Consider the following 26,370-nt stretch of genomic DNA (forward strand, 5'->3'; position numbering starts at 1 on the left):
CTCGACGGATTGGCTACCCCATGCTCAACCGGCACTCCTTGATATGTCACAACGTGGTCATGCAGTTCCCCCACGCGGGCCGACCCGCATTGGACGGTGTCTCGCTGGTCATGCCTGCGGGATCAGTGAACGTGGTCGTCGGTGCTTCTGGTTCGGGTAAGTCAACATTGTTGATGTGCCTTGCCGGTTTGGAGGCGCCGACGAGAGGGCGGGTCGTACATGGCGATGTGGATGTATACGGGCTAGATGACAGGCGGCGTGCGGCGTGGCGGTTGCAAACGATCGGCCTGGTGTTTCAGAACTCTGAACTGGTTCCCGAGCTCACATTGCGTGACAACATTGCCCTGCCACTTGAGCTTCTTGGCACTGGGCGCCGGGACGCACTGAAGCGCGCCGACCACCTTGCCGAGATCCTTGACCTGAGCGAGAGCAACAAGCGGAGGCCCAGCGAGGTGTCGGGAGGCCAGGCACAGCGTGCTGCCGTGGGTCGTGCCCTGGCACACCGTCCGGCGGTCGTTCTGGCCGACGAACCTACTGGCGCTTTGGACACCACGAACCGCCATGCCGTAATCGACTTGCTAGACGAACTGGTTCGCGCCGAGGGTTCCACTTTGGTGATGGTTACCCATGATGAACACACGTTGCCGGGAAATGCTCGGATCATTCGTTTGGCCGATGGGCGGATCGTGGGGGACGCGTCGTGAAAGGTGTGCGTCTGGCGTTGCGATTGAGCCGTGGGGCGGGTCGTCATGAGCGGGTGCGATCGTTGGTCATGATTGTCGGTGTGGCCTTGGCCACACTCGGGTTAGCGGTGGGTGTCACCCTGCCTCGCGTCACCGCTCAGCAGCAGGAAGTGCGTGACGCGCGTACCCCCATCCTTGCTCCGGATGAGCCTGCTGACGGGCATACCGGTTTCAAGGTGCAGGAATTACAGGTCGACGGTACGCCCTGGACGAGTTTCGTGGTGAACCACCCTGCTGACCGCCTACCCCCAGGACTAAAGCACTGGCCCCAACCTGGTCACACCATCGTGTCCCCGCGTCTGAAGTCGTTGATGGACGCCGGGGTCGTGAACATCTCTAGCTTAGGCACAATCGATCCGGTGGTGGTGGATCGGGCCGCTTTGGCTTCACCCGATGAACTGTTCTCGATTACGACCACCTCCGATCAGGCTGGTTGCCGCGAGCTGAAGGCCTTCGGCTTGACCAGAATCGGTGATTCTGGGGTGTCGTCGCGTACCGTGTGGATCGAGGTGATCGGACTGGTGGCGCTGCCGGCAGCCGTGTTGTTGTGGACGTCACTGAGCCTATCGGCTGCCTCGCGCCGCGACAGGTTCATGACGTTGGTGCGCATGGGATGCGACCCCGACTGGTGTGGCCAGGTCTTCGCCGTCGAGGTTTCTGGGACCGCTGGCCTAGGCGCTCTGCTCGGGTTGGCACTGTTCATTCCCGTTCAAAACGCCCTTGGATCGAGTGGGACGCTCGGGTTAACGTGGTGGCCCTGGCAGGCGAGGCTGAGATGGCCTGAGTGGCTCATCATCGTCGTCATCATGGTGATCGCGAGTGGCTGGTTGGCCCGTCGCGCCCTGCGAAGGCTGCTGGCTTCACGCCGCCCCCCGCGCCGCCGTGCCCGGCTTGGGACAGTGCGTCATCTGCTCGGGATCGTTGGTCTTCTCCTCGTGGTGGCTGCGATCGGTCTGGAGGGCTGGATCTGCCTGACGATGGCACTCGCCCACGACGGCCAGCGCCTGGGGGACCACGCCGCTGGATACATCATGGGCGCAGCGGTGTTTGGAACTCTCGGTGCCGTCATGTCAGCCCACCTCATCATCGTATGGTGTGCCGGCCGTGAACAGCTGAGACTGCCCACCCGTCTTGGGTTGACCCTGGCTCGGGCTCACTATCTAGATTCCGCTGCGATGGTGATCGCATTGACGATTATGGTCGGTCTAGCTGGATTTGGATCGGGATTCCTCGTTTCTGGCACCCACGATACTGCGGGGGACCCCCACCACGTCCTCGTCCAGGTCCCCTTCACCGACCGGACCGCCACCGAACAGCAAGCCCTCCGGCGCGTCACCCGGCCCCGACGTATGATCTACACGGCTACCGACGGTCGTACCCTCGTCGCGGCCTCCTGCGCTGACTTGGCCGCCTTCGATCCCTATCCGCGATCCTGTCCCAGGACGCCGGCAACGAGGCGAGACGCGTCATCGACATGGACCTTTGGCCACGATAAACACACCACGGTCCGTACCATCAAGCCCGTCAGCCGCCTACCCGTCACCTATGACGATGACGCCCTCCTCGCTCGCAACGATCCGAGACTGGCAGGTCTCACACCAGACATCCTGGAGTTCACCGCAGACTCCACAACTGGCGACCTCGATCGGCTTGTGGATCAACTCCACGGAGCTGCGCCGTCCTATGCGGCCTACGCCGGGGCCGAAAATCCCGACACTCTACAGGCGTTTATCCAACAGCAGGGAATCGTGCGTAGCGGCCTGGCGGCCGGATTCCTGCTGATCCTGGTGGCATGTACTGCAGCTTTTGTCGAATTGCGCTGGGGAATGCGGCGTACCATTGCCGTTCAACAAGCCGTGGGTACTCCCGCCCGTATCCTGCGAAGATCCTTCTTGATGCAGATGATCGTCACGATTCTGCCAGCCCAGACGATGTCACTGGTGGTTGGAGTTCTGGCTGGCTGGGCGATCAATGCCGCGATCGGATCGACCGACGCGAATCAATCCTTCGACCCCACCATTGCGGCGCTACCCGTCACTATGTGGGCGGTCAGTGTGCTTGCCATTATGGTCACTGCGTTTGCGACTGGTGCGCCTCGTTTTCAGCTATCGGCTGTGAGGGATACCACGTAGACAAGGAGCGATAGCCATGCGGTGCTCAAACTCCAGTACGGGGCAATTGCTGGTTGCCTGACGGAAGCGAAGGCGTCACGGTGTGAGAAGTGCCGGATGGCTTCGGGTGTGAAGCAGGGGGAGCCGTCAGCTGGCAACACCGTTCATCGGGGTGCCGTCCCTAATGACCTGATTAGTGCCGCCATTGTTGCGGCGGACTTTGACGATCTCGAACTTTACCGGCTTGATATAGCAATGCATGAATCATCTTCTCGACGGAATACCGTGCCAGCTCACTGCGTTCAGGTGACGACATCGTGACGCCGAGATGGCAACATCCTGTCGGCAAGTGGTGTCGACGGGACTGTTGTAGGGATATCAGACGATTCGGCGGCTCCAGCCACGGCGCTGACGAATAGCTCCCAACCCTAGACACACGAGGTAAATGAGGAAGCTTACCGTCGTTACGTAGGGGCTAATAGGCAAGCCTGGCCCCAACGACAGCATGATTCCTCCGACGGCAGAGACCGTTGCAAACACGATAGATAGCAACGACATCGCCAATGGATGGGCCGTTACTTTGGCAGCAGCGGCCGTCGGAGTGATGAGCAGACTCAGTACCAGCAGGGCACCGACAAGCTGTACTGCCATAGCTGTAGTGAGGCCGAGCAGCAGCATGAAAACAATCGATAGGAACCGCATTGGGACCCCGCGCGCCTTGGCGGCTTCAGGATCCACTGAGGCGAAGAATAATGGTCTCCAGATAATACCCAGACACACTGCTACGAAGATCGCTACGACGACGAGGGTGCTCAATTCCGTGGTATCCACTGCGACGATCTGTCCTGTAAGTAGGCCGAATTTATTGGACGACCTGCCTTTGTACAGGCTCAAGAAGAGCACACCAATTCCCATGCCGAAAGGCAGCATGATGCCGATAGAGGCATTGCGTTCTGCTGCTTTGACACCCAGTAGTCCCAGGATGAGGGCAGCTACGAGGGATCCGACGACGGCGCCTTTGGTCACCGATGCTCCGAAGAACAGGGCCACCGCAGCACCTGCGAAGGAAAGCTCCGACGTGCCGTGGATAGCGAAGGCTAGATCTCGAGCATGGATCATCGGGCCGATAAGGCCTGCAAGCACACCGAGGATGATCCCGGCAATGATCGATCCGCGGACTAGCGGCACCAATTGGCTGAAGCTGTCGAAATTGATAATTGTGGAGAAAACCATGTCAGCCCATTTCCTCAGATTCGTCGGCCCGGGGCATGCAGGTGGGTCGAGCGCTCTTCGTCAGCAAGGACAATGATGCGATTACCGCGATGGAACACCTCGACGTGGGACCCATACATTTCGCTGAGAACGTCCGATCGCAGCACCTCGTCGGGAGTGCCAACGCGAACCTTGCCGCCCGCGACGTAGACCACCCGGTCGACGTAGGGCAGCACGGGGTTGATCTCGTGGGTGACGAAGAGCACCCCGAGGTTGCGGGTCCGGCGCGCATTGTCGATGAGTCGGGTGACCTCTTGCTGGTGGCGCAGGTCGAGGCTGGACAGCGGTTCGTCACACAGCAACAACTGAGGATTAGTAACGAGCGCCTGGGCGATACGCAATCTCTGCTGCTCACCACCCGACATCATCGTCAGCGGCGCATTAGCGAAGGCTGTGGCGCCGACTGAGGCGATGGCTTCGTCAATACGGCGCCGCCGCGACCGGCTAAACCAGCCGAACCCCCACTTGTGCCCGTCAATTCCCATCCCGACGAGGTCGCGCCCACGGATGGGAGCAGTCGTCTCGAGGGATCGTTGCTGAGGGACGTAGCCGATATGGGTCGAACCGCGGCGCACCGGACGGCCAGCGACCATAGCGGTCCCGGCCGTTAGCGGAATCTGCCCTAACAGGACTCGTAACAGGGTGGTCTTACCCACCCCGTTGGGGCCCAGAACGGCGATAAATTCGCCGGGTTCGACAATGAGATTGAGTCCCGACCACAGCACCCGGTTCCCGAAGGCGACCTTGGCGTCGGTGAGCCTGGCAGGCTCGATCCTCATCGTCGTCCCGGCGGTGTCAGAATGATGTGATGTCACGAGTGTCAAGCTAAGCCCTTGTCGATGGAGTCGATGGCCTTGCCAATGAAGTCTGGGTAGTTGTCGACGCCCTCCGGGAAGGTCTCCCAGACGCCGACCTCGTGGACGTTTGCTTTACTGGCAGCCTTCTGGAGGGCCTTGGTGACGTCGTCGCTGGTTTGGCCGTTGACGAGAAGGATGGAAGCTTTCTTCTGGGTCAGCAGGTCGGTGGTCTCGTGAACGACCTTGGTGGATGGACCGGCCTCAGTTTCAGACTGTCCGACGAACTCGTCAGGGGTGATGTTCTTGATCTTCATGTCCTCAAGTAAGTAGCCGGCTACCGGCTCGGTGGCGATAGCGGTGCTATGTGGATGCTTTTTACCGACCTTGGTGGCACGGGCCTTGAGGTCGGTGAGCTTGGACTCGAAGTCCTTGAGGTTGGTTTCGAAGGTGGACTTGTTATCCGGCGAGGTCTTGACCAAATCAGACTCAACGACCTTGGCCACCTTGCGAACGCTATCGATCGAGTAGAAGACATGTTCGTTGAATTCCTTGTCGCCGGGTTTCTTGAGGCCAGAGGTCTCGACAGCGTCAATGAAGTCCGCCTGGGGACTGGTGCTCTTCACGAGTTTGGTAGCCCAGTCGTCATAGCCGCCGCCGTTAGTAATGGCGATCTTGGCTTTCGAGAAGGCGAGCTTGTCCTTGGCGGTGGCTTCGTAGTCGTGCGGGTCCTGATCGGGGCTGTCGATGATGGAGTGCACATTGACCTTGTCCCCGCCGATCGCCTGGGCGACCGAGCCCCAGACGTTAGTCGAAGCGACGACGTCAACCTTGTCAGAACTGGCGGACGGGCCGGATCCCGAGTCTGGCCCGGAGTTGGAGCAGCCTGCCATTGCCAGAGCACAGGCGCTGAGAGTGGCAATGGCCAGAAGATGTCGATGCATGTGTGATGGTCCCTTTCCAGTACGCAAGTGATAACCATTGTCGTATTCATGAAGCGCATCGGCAAGCCAGGGCGTCCAAAGAAGCCAGGATGACCAAGAAAATCGGTTATCTACAGCCTTAGGCGAGGGTCGCAAGGACTTGCGAACTGGTCACGACGTCGATCTGAGGGGAATACAGATCCATGACGGTCAAGGCCGCCTCGTGGTTATCCGGTGCGGATCCGGCGCAGGCGTCAGACACAACTTTTACCCAAGCCCCAGCATCGGCGGCGGCCAAGGCTGTCGTGATGACGCAACAGTCGGTCGAAACGCCGGCTAGCAGGAGGTGGGGGTGTTCACCGGTCACGGCTGACAGCTGAGATCCCCACTTGCCGAAGGTGGCGACATCGATCGTCGGTCGTTCTGCCCATGGCTGAGCTTCATCGACAAGGTCGAATATCGGGTCATTTGCGGGACGGTCTGCAAAGGTCCAGCGGTCGAAGTAGTCACACCAAGATCCACAGCGAGTAGCCGTGGGAATCCAGCGCGTCACGATGGTTCGGCCATGGAAGGCAGCGACCATGCGATCTATCGGGTCGATGATAGTGGGGAAGGCAGGAGAGCCCCACGGGGACGTGGGGGACGCGAAGATTGTCTGGGGGTCAATGACAATTAGCCACGTCTGGCTCATCGTGACTCCTGACGACGCACGGTGCCGCGCCGGGCGATGAGGGTAACAACATAGCCGAGGACGAGGGCCCCGAATACTCCAAGGTTGGCGTGGGCCCAATCACCTTCACGCCCACCCAATCCAATGGGCCCAAGCAGAAATCCCTGCCAGTCGTTCCAATTGACGCCCTCGTAGGTGTTGACGACCAATCCCCACCCGATGACGGTCACGATGACGAAGGTGATGATTGAGATGGGGTCGAAATGACCGTAGCGCCCAGAGCCATTGAAGAGATCGGCCTCGTCGTAGGGACGGCGGCGCAGGGTGATATCGGCCATCATGATGCCGGTCCATCCTGAGAGCGGCACACCCAGCGTCACCAAGAAGGACTGGAAGGGGGAGATAAAGTTCGGAGCCACGAAGACGACGTACAGGGTCCCGATGGTGAGAATCGTCCCGTCAATGAGAGAAGCTGCTGGGCGTGGGACTCGGATTCCCAGGGTGAGCAAGGTGAGTCCAGACGAATAGATGCCGTTGATGGCACCGGCCAACAGGGAGAGGATCGCAGCCAACAAGAACGGGATGAGGAACCACGTCGGCAGGATGGTTGCTAGCGCGCCAATGGGATCGGCCCCAATGGCGTCGGATAGATTTTTTTGAGGATGCAGCTAAGAGCAATCCACCGGTAATGAGGATGACGAGCGGCAAAGAGGCCCCAAAGACATTCCAGAAGGCGATGGCGAACCCGGGAGATGTGCGCGACTGGTAACGTGACCAGTCGGCAGCGATATTCGTCCAGCCCAGCCCGGTGCCAGTCATGATGAGGGTGAGCGTGCCGACGAAGGCTGGGAAGGATGCCGCAGGCAAAGATGTTGCGGCGTGCCAGTCGATATGGCTGACCGCCATCACTAGATAAATCACGGTAAGGATACCGGTAATCCAGGTCAAAACGGCCTGCAACTTCATGATGATGTGATAACCAGCCACAGCACCGCCGACAATGAGAAAGGCCACGATGATAGTGGCGCAGATCTTGACCGAGTTCCCGGAGCTCCAGCCCAGTCGGCGGAAGATCGTCGTCGTCGCTAAGACGGCTGTAATAGCGAGAGATGTTTCCCAACCAATCGAGGTCATCCAGGAGATGACCCCGGGGATCTTGTTGCCCTGGGTACCAAAGGCTGCCCGAGACAGCACCATCGTTGGTGCGGAGCCGCGTTTACCGGCGATCGCGATAATGCCGCAGAACCCGAAAGAGACGATGACGCCGACGAGGGTGGCGGCTATCGCCTGCCAGAAGGACACCCCGAATCCCAACATGAAGGCTCCATAGCTCATGCCAAAGACCGAGACATTTGAGGCGAACCAGGGAAGGAAAAGGTCCTGGGGCCGTGCGGTGCGCTGTGATTCTTTGACGATCTCGATTCCGGTTGTCTCGATGCCCTTGTGCGTCGTCGCATTCGTTTTGGTGGCGGTCTGCGTCATGAGCTGTCCTCTCGAGGTATTCGCAGCGATATTCTTACATCGTTGGGCTGTGTACGTGCGTTGTTGTCTGCTCGGGCTACAGTCATGTCATGAGCATCGACGCTGATACTTGGGGCTCCCCATCCCCACGCCCTGCTGACCTGGCTGACGAGGCGGTTGACCAAGTCCACACCTGGTTACGAGATGCCAACGGTGCATCGAAGCGACGGACAGATCGTGCACAGATCGCTGCGGGATTGCTCTCCGACGTGCTGTCCCACCCGGCTGGTCTGCCTTTCACTCTGGCCTTTATAGATCGGGTTGTCCGCCCTGAGGACGCTCGCACCGCAGCGGCGAATCTTGCGGAACTGGCAAAGGTGGATTGTTCTTTTCTGCCTGCTGCACTGCAGGTGGCGGTGCGGGCAGGCGGACGAATGGCCCCCGTAGCTCCTAACGTCGTCGTCCCAGCTGCACGCCATGCCTTGCGGCAGCTGGTGGGCCATCTCGTCGTTGATGCGCGACCGGCACAGTTGACTCGCACCCTCAAAGCACTGCGGAGTGCGGGTGTCAGGCTTAACCTCAACCTCCTGGGCGAAGCTGTGTTGGGCGATCGCGAGGCGGCATCCCGCCTCGAAGGGACGATGGCTCTACTGGCCCGCGAGGATGTTGACTACGTCTCGATCAAGATTTCGGCTGTCGTCAACCAGCTCGACTTATGGGCTCACAAGGCGACGGTCGACGAGGTCGTTGAGCAGCTGCTGCCGCTGTACCACTTGGCTGAGAACTCCCCGAAGCCGAAGTTCATCAACCTCGACATGGAGGAATATCACGACCTTGATCTGACAATGGAAGTCTTCCAGAAGCTCCTTGACCGCCCCGAATTGCGTCATGTGGAGGCTGGCATTGTCCTTCAGGCCTACCTGCCCGACTCGCTGTCCGCTCTGCAAGGTCTTGTTGAGTGGGCTGACCGTCGTACCGCTGCCGGTGGGGCGGGGATCAAAGTGCGGTTGGTCAAGGGCGCCAATCTCGCGATGGAGAAGGTAGATGCCGAGATTCACGGGTGGCAGCAGACCCCGTGGCCTTCCAAACTTGCCACTGACACCAACTACAAACGAATTCTGGACTGGGCGCTGACTCCCGAACGTACCCATTCGGTGCGGTATGGCGTCGCTGGCCACAATCTCTTTGACATTGCACTGACGAAGCTGCTTTGTGAGCATCGTGGGGTTCGCGACCGGGTCGAATTCGAGATGCTGCTCGGCATGGCTCCTGACCAGGTTGAACGCATCGGAGCTGATGTTGGTGGGCTGCTGCTCTACACGCCGGTTGTCGATCCTGCCCACTTTGATGTGGCGATCAGCTATCTGGTACGTCGGCTAGAAGAGAATGCTGCTAGTGAAAACTTCATGTCGGCTATTTTTCAGCTCGGCCACGATTCCCAACTTTTCGCTCGCGAAGAGGCGAGGTTCCGCACTGCAGTGGCTGGGATTACTCGAGAAGTGCCGAAGCCTCGTCGTGAGCAAGAGCCTGATCGGGCGCCGGATCTTTCCAATGGGTTTGTCCAGTCCACTGACTCTGATCCCTCTCTGCCCAATATCCGCGTCTGGGCCGGTGAGGTTGCCGAGAAGATGAAGGGCTGTGAGCTGGGGGAGTCCACCCTGGCAAACAACCACCTCGACACCATTGCCGAGGTTAATGCCGTCATTGCCACCGCCCTTGAGGCTCAACACTCCTGGGCTGGGCGTGGCGGGAACGCACGTGCCGAAATACTGCGCACGGTGACGCACGCTTTCGCTACTCGCCGGGGCGACCTTTTGGCAGTGGCCGGTGCTGAGACCGGCAAGATCCTGGCCGAAGGTGACGTCGAGGTTTCTGAGGCTATCGACTTTGCTGCTTGGTATGTCGACCGAGCCGAGGAGCTCGAGGGCGTCGACGGTGCCCAGTTTGTGCCGCCACGAGTGACCGTCGTCACCCCGCCGTGGAACTTCGCCCTGTCTATTACCGCCGGATCCACCCTTGCCGCTCTGGCCGCCGGATCGTCAGTACTACTCAAGCCCGCTCCACAGGCCCGCCACTGTGCTGCCGTCATCTCTGAATGCCTGTGGGAGGCTGGGATCCCGCGGGACGTTCTGCAGCTCGTCGATGTTGAGGAAAATGAGGCTGGTAAACACCTGGTGAGCCACCCCGAGGTCGATCGGGTCATCCTCACGGGAGCTTGGGAAACGGCCAAGCTGTTCCGGTCGTGGCGTCATGACCTGCCAGTGCTGGCCGAGACTAGTGGCAAGAACTCCATTATCGTCACAGAGAACGCTGACTACGACTTGGCCGCAGCCGACATCATCAAGTCGGCTTTCGGCAATGCCGGACAGAAGTGCTCGGCAGCATCGCTCATTATCCTGGTGGGTCAGGCCTATCGGTCTCAGCGATTGCGCCACCAGATCCTTGACGCCGCCTCCTCAATTCGGGTGGGATCGCCGTCGGACCTGCGCTCCCAGATGGGTCCGCTTGCCGAGCCCGCCAGCGGCAAATTGCTCGATGGTTTGACGAAGCTTGACCCGGGCCAGGAATGGGCCCTGGAACCGGTGCGCATCGACGAGGAAGGCCGGTACTGGTCTCCCGGCGTGCGCAGTGGCATCAAACCGGGGGATCCGTACCACCTCACTGAGTACTTCGGCCCGATTACCGGAATTATGTACGCTCCTGACTTAGCCACCGCTATCGCGTATCAGAACGGCACCGCTTTCGGTTTGACGGCCGGCCTGCACTCTCTGGACCCCGCCGAGATCGAGTTCTGGGCCGAGAGGGCCAATGCTGGAAACCTCTACGTCAACCGGAGCATCACGGGAGCCATCGTCGGTCGCCAACCCTTCGGTGGTTGGAAGCGTTCAGCGGTCGGTCCAGGTGCCAAGGCCGGTGGCTACCACTATTTACAGGTGTTGGGGACTTGGCGTCGAGCTGAGGTGTCGGCCCCGACTCCGGCAGACCGTCCCTGTGCTCTGGTCGAGCAGTTCGTCGGCCACATCGAGGGGTTGGTTACTCGTGACGAGCGTGCCTGGCTTCTTGACGCGGTCGCCCGCGATGCTCGCGAGTGGGATGAGTGGTTTGGACGTTCTATCGACGTTGGCGGGCTGGAAAAAGAGCGCAACATCTTGAGGTATCGCCCGGCCTCGACACAGGTAAGAGGCTGTGCTGACGCCAAACTGGTTGATGTCGCTCGCGTTGTTGCTGCGGGACTCCTGGCTGCCGGCGACAATATCTCGGTGTGCCTGGACCCGAGTCTTGGCGAAGGGTTGGGCCGGGCGTTGCGTTCGGTCGGTGTGGCCGTCACCACTGCTAGCGACGAGGACTGGTACGCTAGCCTAGGGGCTAGCCGAGTACGGCTCGTCGGTGGTAATCCCTCCCGCGCTGCCGATGAGGCTGACGGTGATCCCGATTTAGCCTTGTGGGCCAACGAGGTCACCAGTGCCCCACAGGTTGAACTTCTACCTTTCCTGCGAGAGCAGTCGGTCTCGATGACAGCGCACCGATTCGGCAACCCGGATGCTGGGGTCCTCTCGGTGAGATTGTGAGGCGGCAGTCGCTGCGTGACGGGGTGCGACTTAACGGCGGGGATCGATAGCGATCTTGACACCGACGTGACCGCGCACGGCGTCAACAGCTTCGGTCCACTGGGACAGGCCAAAAGTGTGAGTGACAATGGGGGTTTCGTCGATATTTCCCCGTCCGAGCATGTCGACCGCCCGGTGAACGTCTGCTCGACTGGCATTCGATCCTCCGGAGATCGTCAGCTCTTGGTAATGCACCGTATTGGGGGTGATGGTCGTCGTTGATCCTTTGGGGAAACCAGCAAACCAGCTCACGCGTCCGCCCGGGGCCGCGAGGTTAAGGGATTCCTCGGTCAATTCGTTACGACCGATAGCGACGATGACAAGCTCGGCCCCGTATCCGCCGGTGTGCTCGGTGACAACCTCGGAAAGGTGTTCCGGACAGGTCGTCACCGCTCCCATGGCTGCGGCGCGGTCGCGTCGATCCGCGTGCTTCTCACACAGGATGACTCGCCCAGCCCCGCATGCCAGGTTGAGCGCGGTATGAAGCAGGCCGATAGCCCCGCCGCCGATGATGACAACAGTCTCCCCAGGGTTCACCCCGCCATGACGGCGATGTCCGTTAAGAACACAGGAGAGAGGTTCCGCCAGGGCCAGCCGCGTAGCTGGTATCTCCGTAGCTACCGGGATGATGTTGCCGCGAGAGACCGCTTGGGCTGGCACACACAACCACGGCGCGAGGCCACCATCAAGGCCGTAACCGACGAGCTCGCAGTGGCTACATAAGTGATCCCGTCCTGCGAGGCAAGCCCGGCAGGTGCCGCAGGAGACGACGATGGAGATAGTTGCCTGTTGCCCGACAACCAGTCCTTCCACCCCCTCGCCGAGGGAGGCGATCCTTCCGGCGATCTCGTGACCGAGGGTGACCCCGGGGCGCACCCCGGCGGTTTTCTCACCGGAAATGATGCGTAGGTCGGTGCCGCAGATTGTCGTCGCCTCGACGGCCAGCACGACCTCTCCGGGACCAGGCGTGGGTATGGGTTTTTCGGCTACCTGGACGTCTCCGGGGCCATTGAGAACTAGAGCTGGCATGGTGTGCGTCATGTGATCTCCTTCGTCAGTTCTAGTGTCGCATTTCTGTTACGTCGGGCAGGCTGCGCAGGCGCCAATTACCATGTGACATGGGGAAAACACCATCGACGATGATGACAGGAGACCCAGATATGACCCGACTTGTGAATAATCCCGATAATTTCCCATCTCAGGCGGTCGCGGGGCTTGTCAGCGCTTTCCCGAACCATCTGAGGCCGGTATTCGGGGGAGTTGTTCGCGCCGCCCGTACCGATCGCAAGGTTGCCCTCGTCGTCGGTGGGGGATCGGGACATTACCCGGCCTTTGCAGGTTGGGTCGGTCCTGGCTTCGCTGATGGTGCTGTGTGCGGGAACATCTTCTCCTCTCCCTCGGCCTCCCAGGCTTATGCAGTGTGCAAAGCCGCTGATCGTGGCGCCGGGCTCCTCATTGGATTCGGCAACTACGCCGGGGACGTCCTGCACTTTGGGCAAGCAGCAGAGCGGCTTCGTAGCGAGGGGATCGACGCGCGTTGCCTGCTCGTTACTGACGACATTGCTTCGGCGCCGGACCATCTCAAGCGTCGGGGAATTGCTGGCGACCTGCCGGTCTTCAAGGTCACAGCGGCGGCCTGTGAGGAGGGCCGGGACATTGACGAGGTCGTCGCGATATTTGACCGGGTTAACGATCGCACTCGGTCCCTCGGAGTGGCCTTTGCAGGCTGCACTTTGCCGGGAGCCGACGAGCCTCTATTCCGAGTCGAGGCAGGCCAGATGGGCGTGGGCATGGGGATCCACGGTGAGCCCGGCATTCACGATGAGACCTTGGGCACCGCAGACGAGGTGGCTGCCATGCTCGTTAACAGATTGCTGGCTGACCGGCCCGAGAATCCTGGGACTCGAGTGGTGCCGATCGTTAACGGGCTGGGCAGTACTAAATACGAGGAGCTCTTCGTACTGTGGAATGACATCAGCCGTCATCTTGAGAAAGCTGGCCTGGCAATTGTCGATCCGCAGGTGGGAGAATTTGTCACCAGCCTCGACATGGCCGGAGTCTCCCTGACTCTGGTGTGGCTCGACGACGTCATCGAGCCGTTGTGGTTGGCAGCATGCGACACTCCCGCGTACCGACGCGGAACTGTCGGTCAGGTGGATTTTGATACCACGCCGCTGCCCCAGGAGGTTGAGCGGGTCATGGTTGCTAACCCGGGATCTCGAGCTTCCGGGAGTCTTGCGGGCGTTATCGTCGAAGCTCTGGAAGTGGTGGCGACGAGGTTGTCGGAACGCAGTAGCGAGTTGGGCCGTCTCGATTCTGTGGCTGGCGACGGTGACCACGGTATTGGCATGGCACGTGGGTCCCGGGCTGCCCTTGCTGAGGCACGACGGGTGAGCGGGGACGGTGCCGCTGCGGCAACGACTCTCAATGCGGCCGGCTCAGCATGGTCTGAGCATGCTGGAGGGACCTCAGGTGCGTTATGGGGAGCAGTGCTGACCGCCATCGGAGCGGTACTTGGTGACGAGGACCCGGCAGGCGAGGACACCATCCCTCGGGCGGCTCGAGCAGCCCTCGACGCTGTTATCCGGCTGGGAGGGGCTAGCGTCGGCGATAAAACGATGGTTGATGCCATGGACCCCTTCGTCACGACCCTCGAGTCCTCGTCTGATCCGCTGCCGCAGGCTTGGGAATCAGCCTGTCATGCTGCCGACATGGCAGCTCAGGCGACCTCCGAGGTGACAGCCACGGTCGGTCGGGCGCGCCCGCTGGGGGACAAGTCGCTGGGAACGCCTGATCCGGGAGCAGTGTCCTTCCACGAGGTGGTCGTCGCAGTCGGATCCGTGCTGTCGAAGTCAGCGTTGAGCAACGGGAGGTTTCGCGCTCAACGTTGACCGACCGGAGGTTTCGCGCTCCAGGGAAACACGATCCACTTGTCCGTGGCTTTCCACACGAAGTCCGGGTTGATGACGGTCGTGGGCTTGGCATAGAGCACCGCCGAGCGGACGTCGGCTTCGAAGCCGCGCAGCAACTCGAGTACCAGGGCCAGGGTGCGACCGGAATCAACAACGTCGTCGACGATCAGAATTCGCTTGTTCCTGATGGATTCGGTGTCAAGCATCGGGGCCAACAGAACGGGATCGGGGAGGGTTTCCTGGACGTCGGTGTAGAACTCGACATTGATGGCGTCGGTGAGTTTGACCCCGAGGGAATACGTGAGGGCTCCGCCAGGGATCATGCCGCCGCGTGCCACGGCGATGAGGATCTCGGGATCGAACCCCGAATGATGAATCTGGGCAGCTAATTCTTCGGCGGCGTCACCGAAGGTCTCCCAGGTGAGGATCTCTTTGCCTTCGAGGTCACTGGCGTCAGCATGGTACGCGGTCATAGAGCAACCTTAGCGATGCCGCAGCCGACATCGCCTTGCGGTGTGGGACCGGTGGCGGGCCTGGTCGGTGGCGACGTGACCGACAACGATCAATCAAGAGTTAATTGCATGAGCACTGCAGTACGCCAGTTGCCTAGTTTGTACGCGATGTGCGGCAGTCGCCCGACTTCGACGAAGCCCATCGCCGAGTGGAAACTGATGCTGCGCTCATTGTCCGAATCGATCACCGACAGGAGGTTGCGCAGGCGATCATCTGCACGGGCGCGGCGGATGAGCTCGGTCATGAGTTTGCGTCCCACCCCTTGTCCTCGCGCCTGGGGATCGAGCCAGATCGTCACCTCCGCTGTGACGTCGTACCCGCCACCCTCGCGGAAACGGTGGTAATTGGCGTATCCCGCCATTGTTCCGTCGACCTCTGCTACCAGGAGTGGTCTGCTATCGGCTATCAGTTCGCGCCACCAGGACAGACGGTCCTCGACGTTGGTGTTGACCACTGTGTAAGAGTAGGTGGTTGCTACGGCGCTCTGGTTGTAGATGCGGCTTGCGGCAGGAAGATCGCGCTCCTCCATGGTGCGGATGTTGACGTCCATGGACGGTAACTATAGTGACCAAGTAGGGGACTACGGCGGGTATCTGCCTAGTGGAACACTCGCCTCGGGCGGTCACCGCTGTGGCCTGCTCACTGTAGGGGCGATGTCTGATACCACTGGTTATGGATAACCCGGATTCCCAGAACCGTCTCAGGACCAGTGGGGTCAGCCCCTTGCCCAGCCGCAGCCTTGGACCCGGCTTCTGACCTCAAGGGGCCTCATCCGAGCAGCTGATTTCCTTCGAAGATGCGGTGGGTTACTGCAAGTGGGGTGCGCCATTTTTCACTCCACATAGCCCCCAATCTGGGGAAACGTGCAACCCCGGTGTCGTGGGTAAGGACGTTTGGCCGTAAAGTCACCATCATGATCATCGGAATCCCACGGGAGTTACTCCCAGGTGAGAATCGGGTCGCCGCGACTCCGACGACTGTTCCCGCCCTACTCAAACTCGGCTACGAGGTGGTCGTCGAGGCCGGAGCTGGCGAGCATGCTGCTCAGCCTGACCGCGCGTATGAAGAGGCCGGAGCAAGGATTGTCGAACCGGGGGAGGCGTGGAAGGCTGACCTCGTACTGGCCGTCAACGAACCCACCGACGACCAGATCTCCCTCATGCGCGCAGGAGCCGTCCTCGTCACCTTTCTCCATCCCCGCCAGGACCTCGCCCTTACCGAGAAGCTGGCCGCAGCTGGCGTCACCGGTCTCAGCATGGATATGGTCCCGCGCATTTCGCGCGCCCAGTCGATGGACGCACTGTCTTCGATGGCCAATATCTCCGGTTACCGCGCCGTCGTCGAGGCGGCATTCGCCTACGGACGCACCTTCGGTGGCCAGGTCACTGCGGCAGGCAAGGTTCCGCCGGCCAAAGTCTTCGTCATCGGTACTGGCGTCGCCGGTTTGGCTGCACTGGGCGCCGCCAATTCGATGGGTGCCGAGGTTTACGCCACCGATGTCCGCCCCGAGACCGCTGAGCAGGTGCAGTCGATGGGCGCCACCTTCCTACACGTGCGAACCGGAGATTCTGACCAAGGCGTCAGTTCTGACGGCTACGCCAAAGAGACGAGCGACGACTACAACGCCCGCGCCGCCGAGTTGTACATGGAACAGGCTGGCAAGGACGATGTCATCATCACCACGGCTGCTATCCCTGGCAAGCCGTCCCCCAAACTCATCACTGCCGAGATGGTCTACGCGATGAAGCCTGGCAGCGTCATCGTTGACCTTGCTGCCCTAGGGGGTGGCAACTGCGAGTTGACTCGCCCCGGTGAGTCCTATGTCACCGATAACGGTGTGAAGATTATTGGTTACACTGATCTGCCGTCTCGCCTGCCTGGTCAGGCCAGCCAGCTTTACGGCACCAACCTCGTCAATTTGCTTAAACTGGCCACCCCGGAAAAGAACGGCGAGCTCGTCCTTAACTTTGACGACGAGGTCATCCGCACTATGACGGTGTGCCACGAAGGTCAGGTGGCTTTCCCTCCACCTCCGGTACAGGTCGCTGCCGCGCCCAAGCCTGTCGCCAAAGCCGAGATTGCCAGTGCTCCGGCCACCCCGGAGAAAAAGCCGCGCCCGTGGCCGCAGACCTTCGGCATCGTCGCAGTGCTGTCGATCGCGCTGATTGCCCTGTTGACCTTCTCCCCGATGGAATTCGTAGCCTTGTTTGGCACCTTCGCCATCGCGGTCGTCGTTGGCTACTACGTGGTGTGGAACGTCACCCACGCACTCCACACCCCGCTTATGAGTGTCACGAACGCTATCAGCGGCATCATCATCGTTGGTGCGATCACCCAACTCGGCAGTGAATCGTGGGGTATCCGGATTGTCGCCGCGTTGACTGTGCTTATTGCCAGTATCAACATCTTTGGCGGCTTCACGGTCACCCAGCGCATGCTCAAGATGTTCAGGAAGGCCTGATCCATGACGTCAACACTTCTTATTGCCCCGTTGGCCGGGTCGTTGGTGAATTTCGTCAACGCATCCTTCATCGTCGCAGGCCTACTGTTCATCTTTGCCCTGGCCGGTCTGTCTAAATTTGAGACTTCTAAGAAGGGTAATGCCTATGGCATTCTCGGCATGGTCATCGCGATTGTCGCGACGATCGTCGCTCTGGTGAAGTTGCCGGGATACTCGCCGGTATCCATCGTTTTGCTCTTCATCCCGATGCTTATTGGCGGCGCTTTCGGCGTGTGGAAGGCCGTTAAGGTCGAGATGACCGGAATGCCTGAGCTCATCGCTCAGCTGCACTCCTTCGTCGGTCTGGCCGCTGTACTTATCGGGTTCAACGCGTTCGCTGAGGAGGGAACCGGTGCCAGCACCTTCCAGCTTTCCGAGATCTGGATTGGCATCTTCATTGGCGCTCTTACCTTCACGGGATCGCTGGTGGCCTGGGGCAAGCTCTCGGGCAAAGTCGCTTCAAAGCCACTGACCCTGCCAGGTCGTAATTGGATCAACCTTGGTCTGCTGGTCGTTATCATCGCCTGCGGTATCTGGTTCTCCAATGTTTCTGGTGGTATTGCGTGGCTGCCGCTGGCGCTACTGACTCTGGCCTCGCTGTTCCTCGGCTTCCACCTCGTCGCCGCTATCGGTGGCGCGGATATGCCAGTCGTCATTTCGATGCTGAACAGCTACTCCGGTTGGGCAGCTGCCTTCTCCGGATTTAGTTTGCACATCCCGGTGCTTATCGTCACCGGTGCCCTCGTCGGCTTCTCCGGCGCCATCCTGTCCTACATCATGTGCAAGGCTATGAACCGCTCTTTCGTGTCGGTCATCCTCGGTGGTTTTGGCGATGCCCCGGCGGTTGAGGGTGAGGGTCCTGCGGGGGAGATCACTGAGATCAAGGCTGACGAGTTGGCTTCCCAGCTGTCTGAAGCGTCCTCGGTCATTATTGCTCCCGGATACGGCATGGCCGTGGCTCAGGCCCAGTACCCAGTCGCCGAATTGGCTAAGAAGCTGCGCGACAATGGTGTGGACGTTAAGTTCGCGATCCATCCGGTAGCCGGCCGTCTGCCCGGTCACATGAATGTGTTGCTCGCCGAAGCCCACGTCCCCTACGACATCGTCATGGAGATGGACGAGATCAATGACGACTTCGCCGACGCTGACGTTGTCCTGGTCATTGGCGCCAACGACACCGTTAACCCTGCCGCTATGGATCCTGGTACCCCGATTTCGGGTATGCCAGTGCTCCACGTCTGGGAAGGCCATGAGGTGGTTGTTTTCAAGCGCTCCATGAAGCCCGGATATGCCGGTGTGGAGAACCCGTTGTTCTTCGCCGATAACACCCGGATGCTCTTCGGTGATGCGAAGGCAAGCGTTGACGCTCTGGTAGCTGCTCTTTGACGGCGCCGCAACCTGTTTTCGATGCCCGCGACTGACTGACGGTCGTGGGCATCGTTGCATGCTGGGGGTGAGTGTCGCGAGGCGGCACTATGATAACCGTGAATGTCTATCAGGCCCCTTGTTAGGGCCGGAACAAGGAGAAGACGTGACCTACGTCATCGGTCTGCCCTGCGTGGACGTCAAGGATCGTGCTTGCGTCGAAGAGTGCCCTGTCGACTGCATTTACGAGGGTGAGCGTAGCCTTTATATTCACCCTGAGGAGTGCGTTGATTGCGGTGCCTGTGAGCCCGTGTGCCCCGTCGAGGCTATCTACTACGAGGATGACCTGCCCGGCGACCAGGAGAAGTTCCTTGACATCAACGCCGAGTTCTTTAACGAGCTGGGATCCCCGGGCGGTGCTGCGCGGCTTGGCCCGACCCACAAGGACCACCCGGCCGTCGAAACCCTGCCCCCACAGGGCGAATGAGTCGCCGTAACGTCTCTGCCAGCCTGCCTACCTTTCCTTGGGATACCATCGCCGAGGCCAGGCGTAAGGCTCAGTCCCATCCCGACGGCATCGTCGATTTGTCGATGGGTACGCCGGTCGATCCCGCCCCGGGCGTTGCCATCGCGGCGCTTACGGCGGCTGGTGACGCTCACGGTTACCCGCAGGTGTGGGGGACTCCTGCCCTGCGAGCCGGAATCCTGGATCACATGAAACAGGTCTGGGGTGCGCCCGCCAGCCTTGAGGAGACTAGCGTTCTGCCAGTTATCGGGACCAAAGAGTTGGTGGCCTCCCTGCCTGGCCAGCTTGGACTGGGGCCGGATTCGACCATCGTCATACCAGCGTGCGCCTATCCGACCTACCGGGTTGGTGCTCAGCTTGCTGGGGCCAAGATTGTTGCCGTTAATGAGCCTGACGAGGTCGATGTCGCACCTGACCTTATCTGGATTAATTCCCCGGCCAACCCGTCAGGTCGCGTCCTCGACCTTGACGAGATGAAAGCATGGGTGGATCTGGCGCGCAGCACGGGGGCTGTGCTGGCCTCCGACGAGTGCTATGGCGAGTTTGTCTGGGAAGGGGAGTCGGTTTCGGTCCTAGACGAGAGAGTCAACAGCGGTGACGTCACCGGCTTACTGGCCTGCCTGTCGATGTCCAAGCGATCGAATATGGCCGGCTACCGCGCGGGGTTTGCCGTTGGGGATGCTGAGTTGACCAGTGAGCTACTCACCGTGCGTAAGCACTCGGGACTCATGATTCCAGCCCCGGTGGTAGCTGCTATGCAGGCTGCCCTGGCAGATCGCTCCCATGTGCTTGAGCAAGTGAAGCGGTACCGGCTACGTCGCAATGTCCTGAAGCCAGCTTTGGAGAAGGCCGGCTTCCGTATCGACCATTCCGAAGGGTCGCTGTACCTGTGGGCGACTCACGACGAGGACTGCCGGGTTACTCTGGATCGACTAGCCGATCTGGGAATTCTCTGTTCTCCCGGTGATTTTTACGTTGCCGGTGGTTCCGACCATGTCCGTATCGGACTGACGGCTACCGACGAGAGGATTAATGCCGCCGCCCAGCGGATACAGCCTTGACTAGCTCCGAGCGGTGACGGTGCCGGAGACCCAGCCCGTCCCGCTGGCAGCTGGGCTCGCTGAGGGACCGGCGGCCGCGCCCCATGAGGCGTAATGCTCGGAGTCTGCTCTCCAGCTCGTCGTTGCGACCGTCGCGCGGTCGATTGGCCCCAGGCTCGTGCTTGCCATCGTCAACGCCACTGCCGCGCGCACAAGTACCGGGTCAGTAGCGGTAAATGTCACCGTTGGGCCAGTTACTTGGGTGGCGACCTTCGGTGCAAGTGCCCTACGTGCCGTGCGGGCGAGTTCCTGAACGGTTGTCGTCTTGGAGGATCTATTGATGCAGGTCAATGCTGAGGGAGAATGACCCGTGAGTGCTGAAGCCCATGCCTTCGCTAGCGGCTCATGTTTGCGGTAGGCCTCGGGATATCCGGATCGCTGTACTTGCTGGGCGGCGTCATTGATACTGACGGTCTTCCAGTTGCTGAACTTCACCAGTTCCCCGTAGAACTTTCCCGACGAATACCACGGATCCATGATCTGCTTGGCGGTTCCCCACCCCTGGGAGGGACGCTGTTGGAATAACCCGAGGGAGTCGCGATCCCCGTAGTCAATATTGCGTAGCTTTGATTCCTGCATAGCCGTTGTCAGAGCGATGGCGGCCGCACGGGTCGGAAGGCCACGGCGGATTGACTCGGCAGTGATGATGGCGGCGTTCTGGGATTGCTCTAAATCGAGGTCGTAGGACTGGCCTAAGACCACCACTCGGCAACCCTCAGGCTCCGTCGTGGCGAAGGGGTCGACGGCCTTCCATACTTTGTAGCCTCCCCAGCCCAGCCCGGCCAGGATCGTCAGTACCACCATGAGGGCGGCAATCGACCTCACAGGGTTGGCAGACCGACGTTTACGTCGTTGTCGCGTAGCCGCAGGGCGGGTCCGGCGGGGAGAGGGCTTCGTCATGTCAGTTCTGATGCAAATCCGAGTTGAGTTCGATCTTGTGGTTACCGCGGCCGCGCGCCTTGACGATCCCCGTCGTTGAATCACGAATGTAGAGGATGTCGCTGGCGCCGGAGAGCTCAGAGGCCTTGACAACCTTGCCGTTAGGCAGAGTTACTTTGGTGCCTGCAGTGACGTAGAGGCCAGCCTCGACGACGCAGTTGTCACCCAGGGAAATGCCGATTCCGGCCTCAGCACCAAGCAGGCAGCCGCGACCAATTGTCACCCGCTCTTTGCCGCCACCTGAGAGGGTCCCCATGATGGAGGCTCCGCCGCCGATATCGGTGCCGTCGCCCACAATGACACCCTGGCTGATGCGTCCTTCGACCATCGAGTGGCCTAGCGTACCGGCGTTGAAGTTGACGAACCCTTCGTGCATGACGGTGGTTCCCACGGCTAGGTGAGCCCCCAGGCGGACTCGGTCGGCGTCACCAATGCGCACACCAGTGGGGACGACAAAGTCAACCATGCGCGGGAATTTGTCGATCAGAAGAACGGTGAAGGGGGCATGGGCAATGCGTGCCTCCATGCGGGCCTTTTCGAGATCGGCCATGCGGATCGGGCCGATCGTCGTCCAGGCATTGTTTGGGAGTACGCCGAAGATGCCATCGAGGTTGATGGTGCGGGGAATAGCTAAGCGGGACGACAGAAGGTGCAGGCGCAAATATGCGTCGGAAACGTCGACCGGCGCGGCGTCGAGATCGATGACAGTGTGCACCACCTCAGTGTGCACATTGCGGATAGCGTCACGACCAGCTTCGGTTACTCGGTGCAGATCAGCAGGGGCGGAAGAGTCGTCGGGGCAGCCCAGCTGAGGCTCAGGGTACCAGGTATCCAGCACGCCCCCGTCCTCATGGACGGTGGCCAAGCCCCATCCCCAGGCTCGGCGGTCGGCCGAGGCGGTCTGCGAAGTCGTCGTCTGCGTCATGCACTGAGTCTAACCAGCAGCGCCGACAAGACGGTGAGGAGAAACGGAACTAAGAAAGCTGTGTGAAGGTCTTGTACACATGTATTACTTTGCGCTATTGTTGAAAACGTCGTGATGGTTCCTCAACGGTGAGGCAGGGGAGATCGATGAACACGCAGCAGTCCGCAGTTTCTGATTGTGGCTGGTCGGTGCGTGCCCGATTTACTGAAGTGTCCCCGGCGGCGACGAGCGCAGACGCCGGCGACCCTGCTGTTTCATCGGTGAGTGGCCCATGTGGTCTCGATGAGTTTTGCGGGATGCACAAGTGACTCGACAAGGATAGCGGTGCGTGCGCCTTCGAGATGGTGGCGCCGGCCAATGGGAAAACAAGGAAAGGATCAATGATGACCAAGATTGTTAATTCATGGAACGACTGGGATCCGCTGAAACGAGTTATCGTCGGACGTGCGGATAACTCCGTCATTCCGCCAGAGGAGCCGGCGACTTCCGAGAAGGTTCCGGTGGATTCTGCCATGCGAGGGATGTGGGGGCCGCGTCCGCTCGAGACGGTTGAGAAGGCGAATGCACAGCTCGACAATCTTGTCGATGTTCTCGAGAAGCACGGAGTCCAGGTCGATCGTCCGACTCCGCTCCAGTGGAATCAGGCCATTGGCACCCCCGATTTCCGTAACGACTCGATGATGACGTGCATGCCTCCTCGGGACATCCTGCTTACTATTGGCAGCGAAATCATGGCCTCAGCTAATTCGTTCCGCTGTCGGTATTTCGAATACTTGGCCTACTGGCCTCTCATGAACTCCTATTTTGAGGATGATCCGGAATTCAAGTGGACACAGGCTCCACGCCCGCGTCTCACCGATAAGAGCTACAAGCACAACTACTATGACGAGCGGGTTTCGCTCGAAGAGCGTCTTGAGCGCACTGCGGCCAAGGATTTCGTCACGACGGAGGTCGAGCCCATGTGGGATGCGGCCGATGTCATGCGGATGGGTAAGGATCTCTTCATCCAGCACGGTCTGACGACGAACCGGAAGTCAATGGAGTGGTTTAAGCGTTACTACCCCGATTTCCGCGTTCACGCGGTGAATTTCCCTGGGGATCCGTACCCGATCCATATCGACGCGACCTTTGTGCCGCTTCGTCCGGGGCTCATCATCAACAACCCGAATCGTCCACTGCCGCAGGAGCAGAGGAAGATCTTCGAGGCCAATGACTGGCAGATCGTTGATGCTGCTCAGCCGGCGCACGACACGCCTCCAGAATTGTGCTACTCGTCTGTGTGGCTATCAATGAACTGCTTGGTACTTGATCCGAAGACGGTCATCTGCGAGGCTTCGGAAGTTCATCAGATGGAGCAGATGGACAAGCTGGGTATGAACGTCATCCCGGTCGCCTTCCGTGACGCGTACCCATTCGGTGGAGGTCTCCACTGCGCCACGGCTGATGTATATCGCGAAGGTACCTGTGAGGACTATTTCCCGAATCAGGTCGACGACCCGACCTTGGTGTGAGAAAACCCCGTGGTCATGTCATGACTGACGGATCTCGGTGGCTCGGTACGGAACTTGCGTTGTCCGTTACCGGGCCGCCGAGCCTGATATGGCAGTATCACGCCTAGCAAAAAGGAGCATGTCATGGACATGGAGCCGGGCATCATCAACGTCAAACAGGAAGTTCCAGGCGTCGGTACGATGAACCAGAAAGTGGGATTCGTGTCCATGCTTCTTTCTGCAACGGGTATGGGGCTGGTGGGTACTTTCGGGCGTCTCAGCACTCCTGTGGATCCCACGACGGGCAGTAAGTACATCATCGGTGATTTTTTGGCCACTGGTAGGATGATGGTCGGGGTCCTGGGATTTCTGCTTATCATCGTCATACTTGGAAAATGGTCTGAGCTTCGCCGTATCCGGATCTCACCGGCCATCGTCGGAGGCGGACTAGCGATAGGCACATCGTTGGCCTTGTATGTTTCAGCCACCCTCATGACGACGATCGCTAACGCGGTATTCCTCATTTATACCGGTCCGCTCTTCGCGACGATTCTCGCAAGGATCTTTCTGAAGGAGAGAGTGGGTCTTCGGAACGGTATTTTCTTCATGCTGGTGTTCACGGGCATGCTTCTTACGGTCGGTTTGGTGCAGCTGGGCGGTGGCTCTGTGGTATCTTTCGGGCTGCAATTCGGCGCTGTAGAAGGTCTTCCTCGAAAACCGCTTGGAGATTTGTTTGGATTGGGTTCGGGTGTTTTTTATGGCCTGGCACTATTTTTCTATCGCTACAGAGGTGACGTTCCCTCAGAAATACGAGGATTCTGGAATTTCGTTTTCGGTACAGTAGGTGCATCGGTGGTGTTGGCACTGAGGATTGTGTTCTTAGACCAAACTAATCCAGTTGCTGTTATGACCGGAAGAAATTGGTTGTGGGCGATTGTCTTATTTGCGGTATGTGGCCTGGGGGCTATTGGTTTGTTGGTCGTGGCGGGAAAGAACTTGAAAGCCGTGGAGCTCTCCACGACCGCGTACTGGGAGTGTGTCATCGCACTCCTGCTAGGGTGGCTTGTGTGGGGCGAGTCGCTTACCTTAACCAGCTCGATTGGTGGGGCCCTGATCGTGCTAGGAGGAGCGGGTCCTGTTGTCTTTGAGCTGTTCGGTCGTGATCACCTGCCGAAGGACGAGCGAAGTGTCCCTGACTGCGGTTGAAATGGGGCTGTGTTGATGTCGGAGGACCGCTCGAGGGTCGTCAGGAAGGTCATTGTTGCCTCGTTTCTAGGGAACTTCGTGGAGTGGTTCGACTATGCCACGTATTCATATTTGGCAGTGATAATCTCCAGAGTGTTCTTCCCCCAAGGAACAAGTAGGGACGCTCTTGTTCAGACATTCGCCATATTCGCCCTGTCCTTCCTACTCCGCCCGATTGGAGCGGTGCTCTGGGGGTGCTGGGGGGACAAATACGGTCGCAGATGGTCCCTTTCAGTCTCCATCCTCATGATGGCCGTCGCATCCTTCCTTATCGGTTGTTTGCCTTCTTTCGCCGTGGCAGGGGCGTTCGCGCCCATCGGCCTGCTCGTGTGTCGGATGGTTCAAGGTTTCTCCGCATCCGGGGAGTATGCAGGGGCGGCCACGTTCTTGGCCGAATATGCACCCGCCTGCCGCCGCGGATGCTACGTGTCCATCGTCCCAGCTTCGACGGCGGCGGGTCTGCTCATGGGATCCCTGAGCGCTGCGATGATCGCAGGCTGTTTGCCGCAAGGGGCGGTGGGAACGTGGGGATGGCGGTTGCCTTTTCTGGCGGCCGGACCACTGGGTCTGTTGGCTCGCCACGTGTGGCTCGAGCTCGAGGATTCCCCGGTGTATCAGGAGCTCAGCGAGAGCGAAACGGGAGCCGCCGTGGGGCTTGGGCCATTGAAGACACTTTTGCGTGAGCACCAGCGATCTTTATTGGTGAGCATCGGAGTCGCATCGCTTAATGCGGTGGGGTTCTATCTCGTCCTCACTTACCTGCCGACATATCTGTCGAATGAACTAGGTTTCAGTTCTCGAGCGTCCTTCCTCTCGGTGAATATCAGCCTCTTGTTCTACCTGCTGGCAATCTTCGTGATGGGTTGGCTCTCTGATCATGTAGGGCGAAAGCGCATGCTGGTTGTGGCCAGTGTGGGCTTCGTCCTTTTTTCGGTTCCTCTGTTCATCGTCATGGGAACTGGACAGCTGTGGAAGGCATGCCTTGCAGAGGGAGTGTTGTGTCTTTTCCTCACTGCCAATGATGGCACGATGGCGAGTTATTTGGCCGAGTCGTTCCCGACGGAACTTCGATACACCGGTTTCGCGGTGAGTCAGAATCTGGCGAATGCCGTGTTTGGAGGTACAGCGTCTGCCGTTTGTACTTGGGTTATCGGGGTGACTGGTTCACGTTTGGCACCCGCGTGGTACCTGACAGCAGTCTCGCTCCTGTCCCTGTGCGCCATGGTCGCTTCGCATGAGCACACGGGGCGTGACCTCAGTGAGGTCGTCTAGG

Annotated in this window: 22 protein-coding genes and 1 pseudogene; 12 read left to right on the top strand and 11 right to left on the bottom strand. The window is 59.8% G+C overall.

Annotated features, from left to right (window positions below):
- Positions 1 to 20 precede the first annotated feature (20 nt).
- The 3 genes from ACOYO3_RS04105 (at position 21) to ACOYO3_RS04115 (ending at position 3,175) form a co-directional block, all read left to right on the top strand.
- Positions 21 to 704 (top strand): ABC transporter ATP-binding protein, encoded by a 684-nt coding sequence (locus tag ACOYO3_RS04105; RefSeq protein WP_002519197.1) that lies wholly within the window; start codon positions 21 to 23, stop codon positions 702 to 704.
- A gap of 68 nt (positions 705 to 772) precedes the next feature.
- Positions 773 to 2,875 (top strand): FtsX-like permease family protein, encoded by a 2,103-nt coding sequence (locus tag ACOYO3_RS04110; protein ID WP_002520331.1) that lies wholly within the window; start codon positions 773 to 775, stop codon positions 2,873 to 2,875.
- A gap of 21 nt (positions 2,876 to 2,896) precedes the next feature.
- A complete protein-coding gene (locus tag ACOYO3_RS04115) occupies positions 2,897 to 3,175 on the top strand; it encodes a hypothetical protein (RefSeq protein WP_002519195.1) in 279 nt (92 codons plus the stop codon).
- A gap of 57 nt (positions 3,176 to 3,232) precedes the next feature.
- Here the strand turns inward: ACOYO3_RS04115 and ACOYO3_RS04120 are convergent, their stop codons facing one another.
- The 5 genes and pseudogenes from ACOYO3_RS04120 to ACOYO3_RS04140 all read right to left on the bottom strand — a co-directional run bounded on the left by ACOYO3_RS04120 (position 3,233) and on the right by ACOYO3_RS04140 (position 7,995).
- The gene (locus tag ACOYO3_RS04120) at positions 3,233 to 4,087 is read right to left on the bottom strand and encodes a metal ABC transporter permease (protein ID WP_002515209.1); all 855 of its coding nucleotides are present in this window, start codon (positions 4,085 to 4,087) and stop codon (positions 3,233 to 3,235) included.
- Positions 4,088 to 4,101: 14 nt separating this feature from the next.
- Positions 4,102 to 4,905, bottom strand: coding sequence for a metal ABC transporter ATP-binding protein (locus tag ACOYO3_RS04125; protein WP_002519194.1), 804 nt, complete (start codon positions 4,903 to 4,905; stop codon positions 4,102 to 4,104).
- Positions 4,906 to 4,946: 41 nt separating this feature from the next.
- Complete coding sequence (locus ACOYO3_RS04130; protein WP_002525097.1) at positions 4,947 to 5,864, bottom strand: metal ABC transporter solute-binding protein, Zn/Mn family; 918 nt, start codon at positions 5,862 to 5,864, stop codon at positions 4,947 to 4,949.
- 118 nt (positions 5,865 to 5,982) lie between these two features.
- Positions 5,983 to 6,534, bottom strand: a complete 552-nt coding sequence (locus tag ACOYO3_RS04135; RefSeq protein WP_002515200.1) for a cysteine hydrolase family protein — start codon at positions 6,532 to 6,534, stop codon at positions 5,983 to 5,985.
- Positions 6,531 to 7,995, bottom strand: a pseudogene (locus ACOYO3_RS04140) (purine-cytosine permease family protein). The gene ACOYO3_RS04135 and the pseudogene ACOYO3_RS04140 overlap by 4 nt, the downstream one beginning before the upstream one ends.
- An 89-nt stretch (positions 7,996 to 8,084) precedes the next feature.
- On the opposite strand from ACOYO3_RS04140, the gene ACOYO3_RS04145 reads away from it, so the two are divergent.
- Complete coding sequence (locus ACOYO3_RS04145) at positions 8,085 to 11,543, top strand: bifunctional proline dehydrogenase/L-glutamate gamma-semialdehyde dehydrogenase (RefSeq protein ID WP_002525094.1); 3,459 nt, start codon at positions 8,085 to 8,087, stop codon at positions 11,541 to 11,543.
- Between the two features lie 30 nt (positions 11,544 to 11,573).
- Here the strand turns inward: ACOYO3_RS04145 and ACOYO3_RS04150 are convergent, their stop codons facing one another.
- Complete coding sequence (locus ACOYO3_RS04150) at positions 11,574 to 12,623, bottom strand: alcohol dehydrogenase catalytic domain-containing protein (protein ID WP_002525093.1); 1,050 nt, start codon at positions 12,621 to 12,623, stop codon at positions 11,574 to 11,576.
- A 119-nt stretch (positions 12,624 to 12,742) separates the two neighbouring features.
- On the opposite strand from ACOYO3_RS04150, the gene ACOYO3_RS04155 reads away from it, so the two are divergent.
- Positions 12,743 to 14,473 (top strand): dihydroxyacetone kinase family protein, encoded by a 1,731-nt coding sequence (locus ACOYO3_RS04155; protein ID WP_014172457.1) that lies wholly within the window; start codon positions 12,743 to 12,745, stop codon positions 14,471 to 14,473.
- On the opposite strand, the gene ACOYO3_RS04160 is transcribed toward ACOYO3_RS04155, so the two are convergent.
- Both ACOYO3_RS04160 and ACOYO3_RS04165 read right to left on the bottom strand, forming a co-directional pair.
- Positions 14,464 to 14,967, bottom strand: coding sequence for a phosphoribosyltransferase (locus ACOYO3_RS04160; protein ID WP_002518094.1), 504 nt, complete (start codon positions 14,965 to 14,967; stop codon positions 14,464 to 14,466). The genes ACOYO3_RS04155 and ACOYO3_RS04160 overlap by 10 nt on opposite strands.
- Before the next feature lie 89 nt (positions 14,968 to 15,056).
- Complete coding sequence (locus ACOYO3_RS04165; protein ID WP_002515156.1) at positions 15,057 to 15,557, bottom strand: GNAT family N-acetyltransferase; 501 nt, start codon at positions 15,555 to 15,557, stop codon at positions 15,057 to 15,059.
- Positions 15,558 to 15,920: 363 nt separating this feature from the next.
- On the opposite strand from ACOYO3_RS04165, the gene ACOYO3_RS04170 reads away from it, so the two are divergent.
- The 4 genes from ACOYO3_RS04170 to dapC all read left to right on the top strand — a co-directional run bounded on the left by ACOYO3_RS04170 (position 15,921) and on the right by dapC (position 20,459).
- Positions 15,921 to 17,468, top strand: a complete 1,548-nt coding sequence (locus ACOYO3_RS04170; RefSeq protein ID WP_427305778.1) for a Re/Si-specific NAD(P)(+) transhydrogenase subunit alpha — start codon at positions 15,921 to 15,923, stop codon at positions 17,466 to 17,468.
- Between the two features lie 3 nt (positions 17,469 to 17,471).
- On the top strand, positions 17,472 to 18,893 hold the full coding sequence (locus tag ACOYO3_RS04175) for an NAD(P)(+) transhydrogenase (Re/Si-specific) subunit beta (RefSeq protein ID WP_002515155.1): 1,422 nt from the start codon (positions 17,472 to 17,474) through the stop codon (positions 18,891 to 18,893).
- A gap of 145 nt (positions 18,894 to 19,038) precedes the next feature.
- Positions 19,039 to 19,359 (top strand): ferredoxin, encoded by a 321-nt coding sequence (fdxA, locus tag ACOYO3_RS04180; protein ID WP_002515134.1) that lies wholly within the window; start codon positions 19,039 to 19,041, stop codon positions 19,357 to 19,359.
- Positions 19,356 to 20,459 (top strand): succinyldiaminopimelate transaminase, encoded by a 1,104-nt coding sequence (dapC, locus tag ACOYO3_RS04185; RefSeq protein WP_002518122.1) that lies wholly within the window; start codon positions 19,356 to 19,358, stop codon positions 20,457 to 20,459. Before fdxA ends, dapC begins: the two co-directional genes overlap by 4 nt.
- Here the strand turns inward: dapC and ACOYO3_RS04190 are convergent, their stop codons facing one another.
- The 3 genes from ACOYO3_RS04190 to ACOYO3_RS04200 all read right to left on the bottom strand — a co-directional run bounded on the left by ACOYO3_RS04190 (position 20,460) and on the right by ACOYO3_RS04200 (position 22,753).
- A complete protein-coding gene (locus tag ACOYO3_RS04190; protein WP_002515118.1) occupies positions 20,460 to 21,398 on the bottom strand; it encodes a hypothetical protein in 939 nt (312 codons plus the stop codon). It abuts the gene before it with no gap.
- Between the two features lies 1 nt (position 21,399).
- Positions 21,400 to 22,362, bottom strand: coding sequence for a 2,3,4,5-tetrahydropyridine-2,6-dicarboxylate N-succinyltransferase (dapD, locus tag ACOYO3_RS04195; protein ID WP_002515195.1), 963 nt, complete (start codon positions 22,360 to 22,362; stop codon positions 21,400 to 21,402).
- A gap of 94 nt (positions 22,363 to 22,456) precedes the next feature.
- Positions 22,457 to 22,753, bottom strand: coding sequence for a hypothetical protein (locus tag ACOYO3_RS04200; RefSeq protein WP_002519188.1), 297 nt, complete (start codon positions 22,751 to 22,753; stop codon positions 22,457 to 22,459).
- On the opposite strand from ACOYO3_RS04200, the gene ACOYO3_RS04205 reads away from it, so the two are divergent.
- The 3 genes from ACOYO3_RS04205 (at position 22,743) to ACOYO3_RS04215 (ending at position 26,369) form a co-directional block, all read left to right on the top strand.
- The gene (locus tag ACOYO3_RS04205) at positions 22,743 to 23,873 is read left to right on the top strand and encodes a serine/threonine protein kinase (RefSeq protein ID WP_002515213.1); all 1,131 of its coding nucleotides are present in this window, start codon (positions 22,743 to 22,745) and stop codon (positions 23,871 to 23,873) included. The genes ACOYO3_RS04200 and ACOYO3_RS04205 overlap by 11 nt on opposite strands.
- Before the next feature lie 123 nt (positions 23,874 to 23,996).
- Positions 23,997 to 25,058 carry a DMT family transporter gene (locus ACOYO3_RS04210; RefSeq protein ID WP_002518131.1) on the top strand — a complete coding sequence of 354 codons (1,062 nt, stop codon included), beginning with the start codon at positions 23,997 to 23,999 and terminating at the stop codon, positions 25,056 to 25,058.
- Between the two features lie 15 nt (positions 25,059 to 25,073).
- Complete coding sequence (locus ACOYO3_RS04215; RefSeq protein ID WP_002520338.1) at positions 25,074 to 26,369, top strand: MFS transporter; 1,296 nt, start codon at positions 25,074 to 25,076, stop codon at positions 26,367 to 26,369.
- Position 26,370 lies beyond the last annotated feature (1 nt).

The organism is Cutibacterium sp. KBN10P07758 (genome assembly GCF_050286205.1).
Lineage (GTDB): Bacteria > Actinomycetota > Actinomycetes > Propionibacteriales > Propionibacteriaceae > Cutibacterium > Cutibacterium acnes.

Bases quoted from the DNA above. Each gene is read 5' to 3' on its own strand.
- ACOYO3_RS04105 (WP_002519197.1), top strand. From the start codon at position 21: ATGCTCAACCGGCACTCCTTGATATGTCACAACGTGGTCATGCAGTTC.
- ACOYO3_RS04110 (WP_002520331.1), top strand. From the start codon at position 773: ATGATTGTCGGTGTGGCCTTGGCCACACTCGGGTTAGCGGTGGGTGTC.
- ACOYO3_RS04120 (WP_002515209.1), bottom strand. From the start codon at position 4,087: ATGGTTTTCTCCACAATTATCAATTTCGACAGCTTCAGCCAATTGGTG.
- ACOYO3_RS04125 (WP_002519194.1), bottom strand. From the start codon at position 4,905: ATGAGGATCGAGCCTGCCAGGCTCACCGACGCCAAGGTCGCCTTCGGG.
- ACOYO3_RS04130 (WP_002525097.1), bottom strand. From the start codon at position 5,864: ATGCATCGACATCTTCTGGCCATTGCCACTCTCAGCGCCTGTGCTCTG.
- ACOYO3_RS04135 (WP_002515200.1), bottom strand. From the start codon at position 6,534: ATGAGCCAGACGTGGCTAATTGTCATTGACCCCCAGACAATCTTCGCG.
- ACOYO3_RS04145 (WP_002525094.1), top strand. From the start codon at position 8,085: ATGAGCATCGACGCTGATACTTGGGGCTCCCCATCCCCACGCCCTGCT.
- ACOYO3_RS04150 (WP_002525093.1), bottom strand. From the start codon at position 12,623: ATGACGCACACCATGCCAGCTCTAGTTCTCAATGGCCCCGGAGACGTC.
- ACOYO3_RS04155 (WP_014172457.1), top strand. From the start codon at position 12,743: ATGACCCGACTTGTGAATAATCCCGATAATTTCCCATCTCAGGCGGTC.
- ACOYO3_RS04160 (WP_002518094.1), bottom strand. From the start codon at position 14,967: ATGACCGCGTACCATGCTGACGCCAGTGACCTCGAAGGCAAAGAGATC.
- ACOYO3_RS04165 (WP_002515156.1), bottom strand. From the start codon at position 15,557: ATGGACGTCAACATCCGCACCATGGAGGAGCGCGATCTTCCTGCCGCA.
- ACOYO3_RS04170 (WP_427305778.1), top strand. From the start codon at position 15,921: ATGATCATCGGAATCCCACGGGAGTTACTCCCAGGTGAGAATCGGGTC.
- ACOYO3_RS04175 (WP_002515155.1), top strand. From the start codon at position 17,472: ATGACGTCAACACTTCTTATTGCCCCGTTGGCCGGGTCGTTGGTGAAT.
- dapC (WP_002518122.1), top strand. From the start codon at position 19,356: ATGAGTCGCCGTAACGTCTCTGCCAGCCTGCCTACCTTTCCTTGGGAT.
- ACOYO3_RS04190 (WP_002515118.1), bottom strand. From the start codon at position 21,398: ATGACGAAGCCCTCTCCCCGCCGGACCCGCCCTGCGGCTACGCGACAA.
- dapD (WP_002515195.1), bottom strand. From the start codon at position 22,362: ATGACGCAGACGACGACTTCGCAGACCGCCTCGGCCGACCGCCGAGCC.
- ACOYO3_RS04205 (WP_002515213.1), top strand. From the start codon at position 22,743: ATGATGACCAAGATTGTTAATTCATGGAACGACTGGGATCCGCTGAAA.
- ACOYO3_RS04210 (WP_002518131.1), top strand. From the start codon at position 23,997: ATGGACATGGAGCCGGGCATCATCAACGTCAAACAGGAAGTTCCAGGC.
- ACOYO3_RS04215 (WP_002520338.1), top strand. From the start codon at position 25,074: ATGTCGGAGGACCGCTCGAGGGTCGTCAGGAAGGTCATTGTTGCCTCG.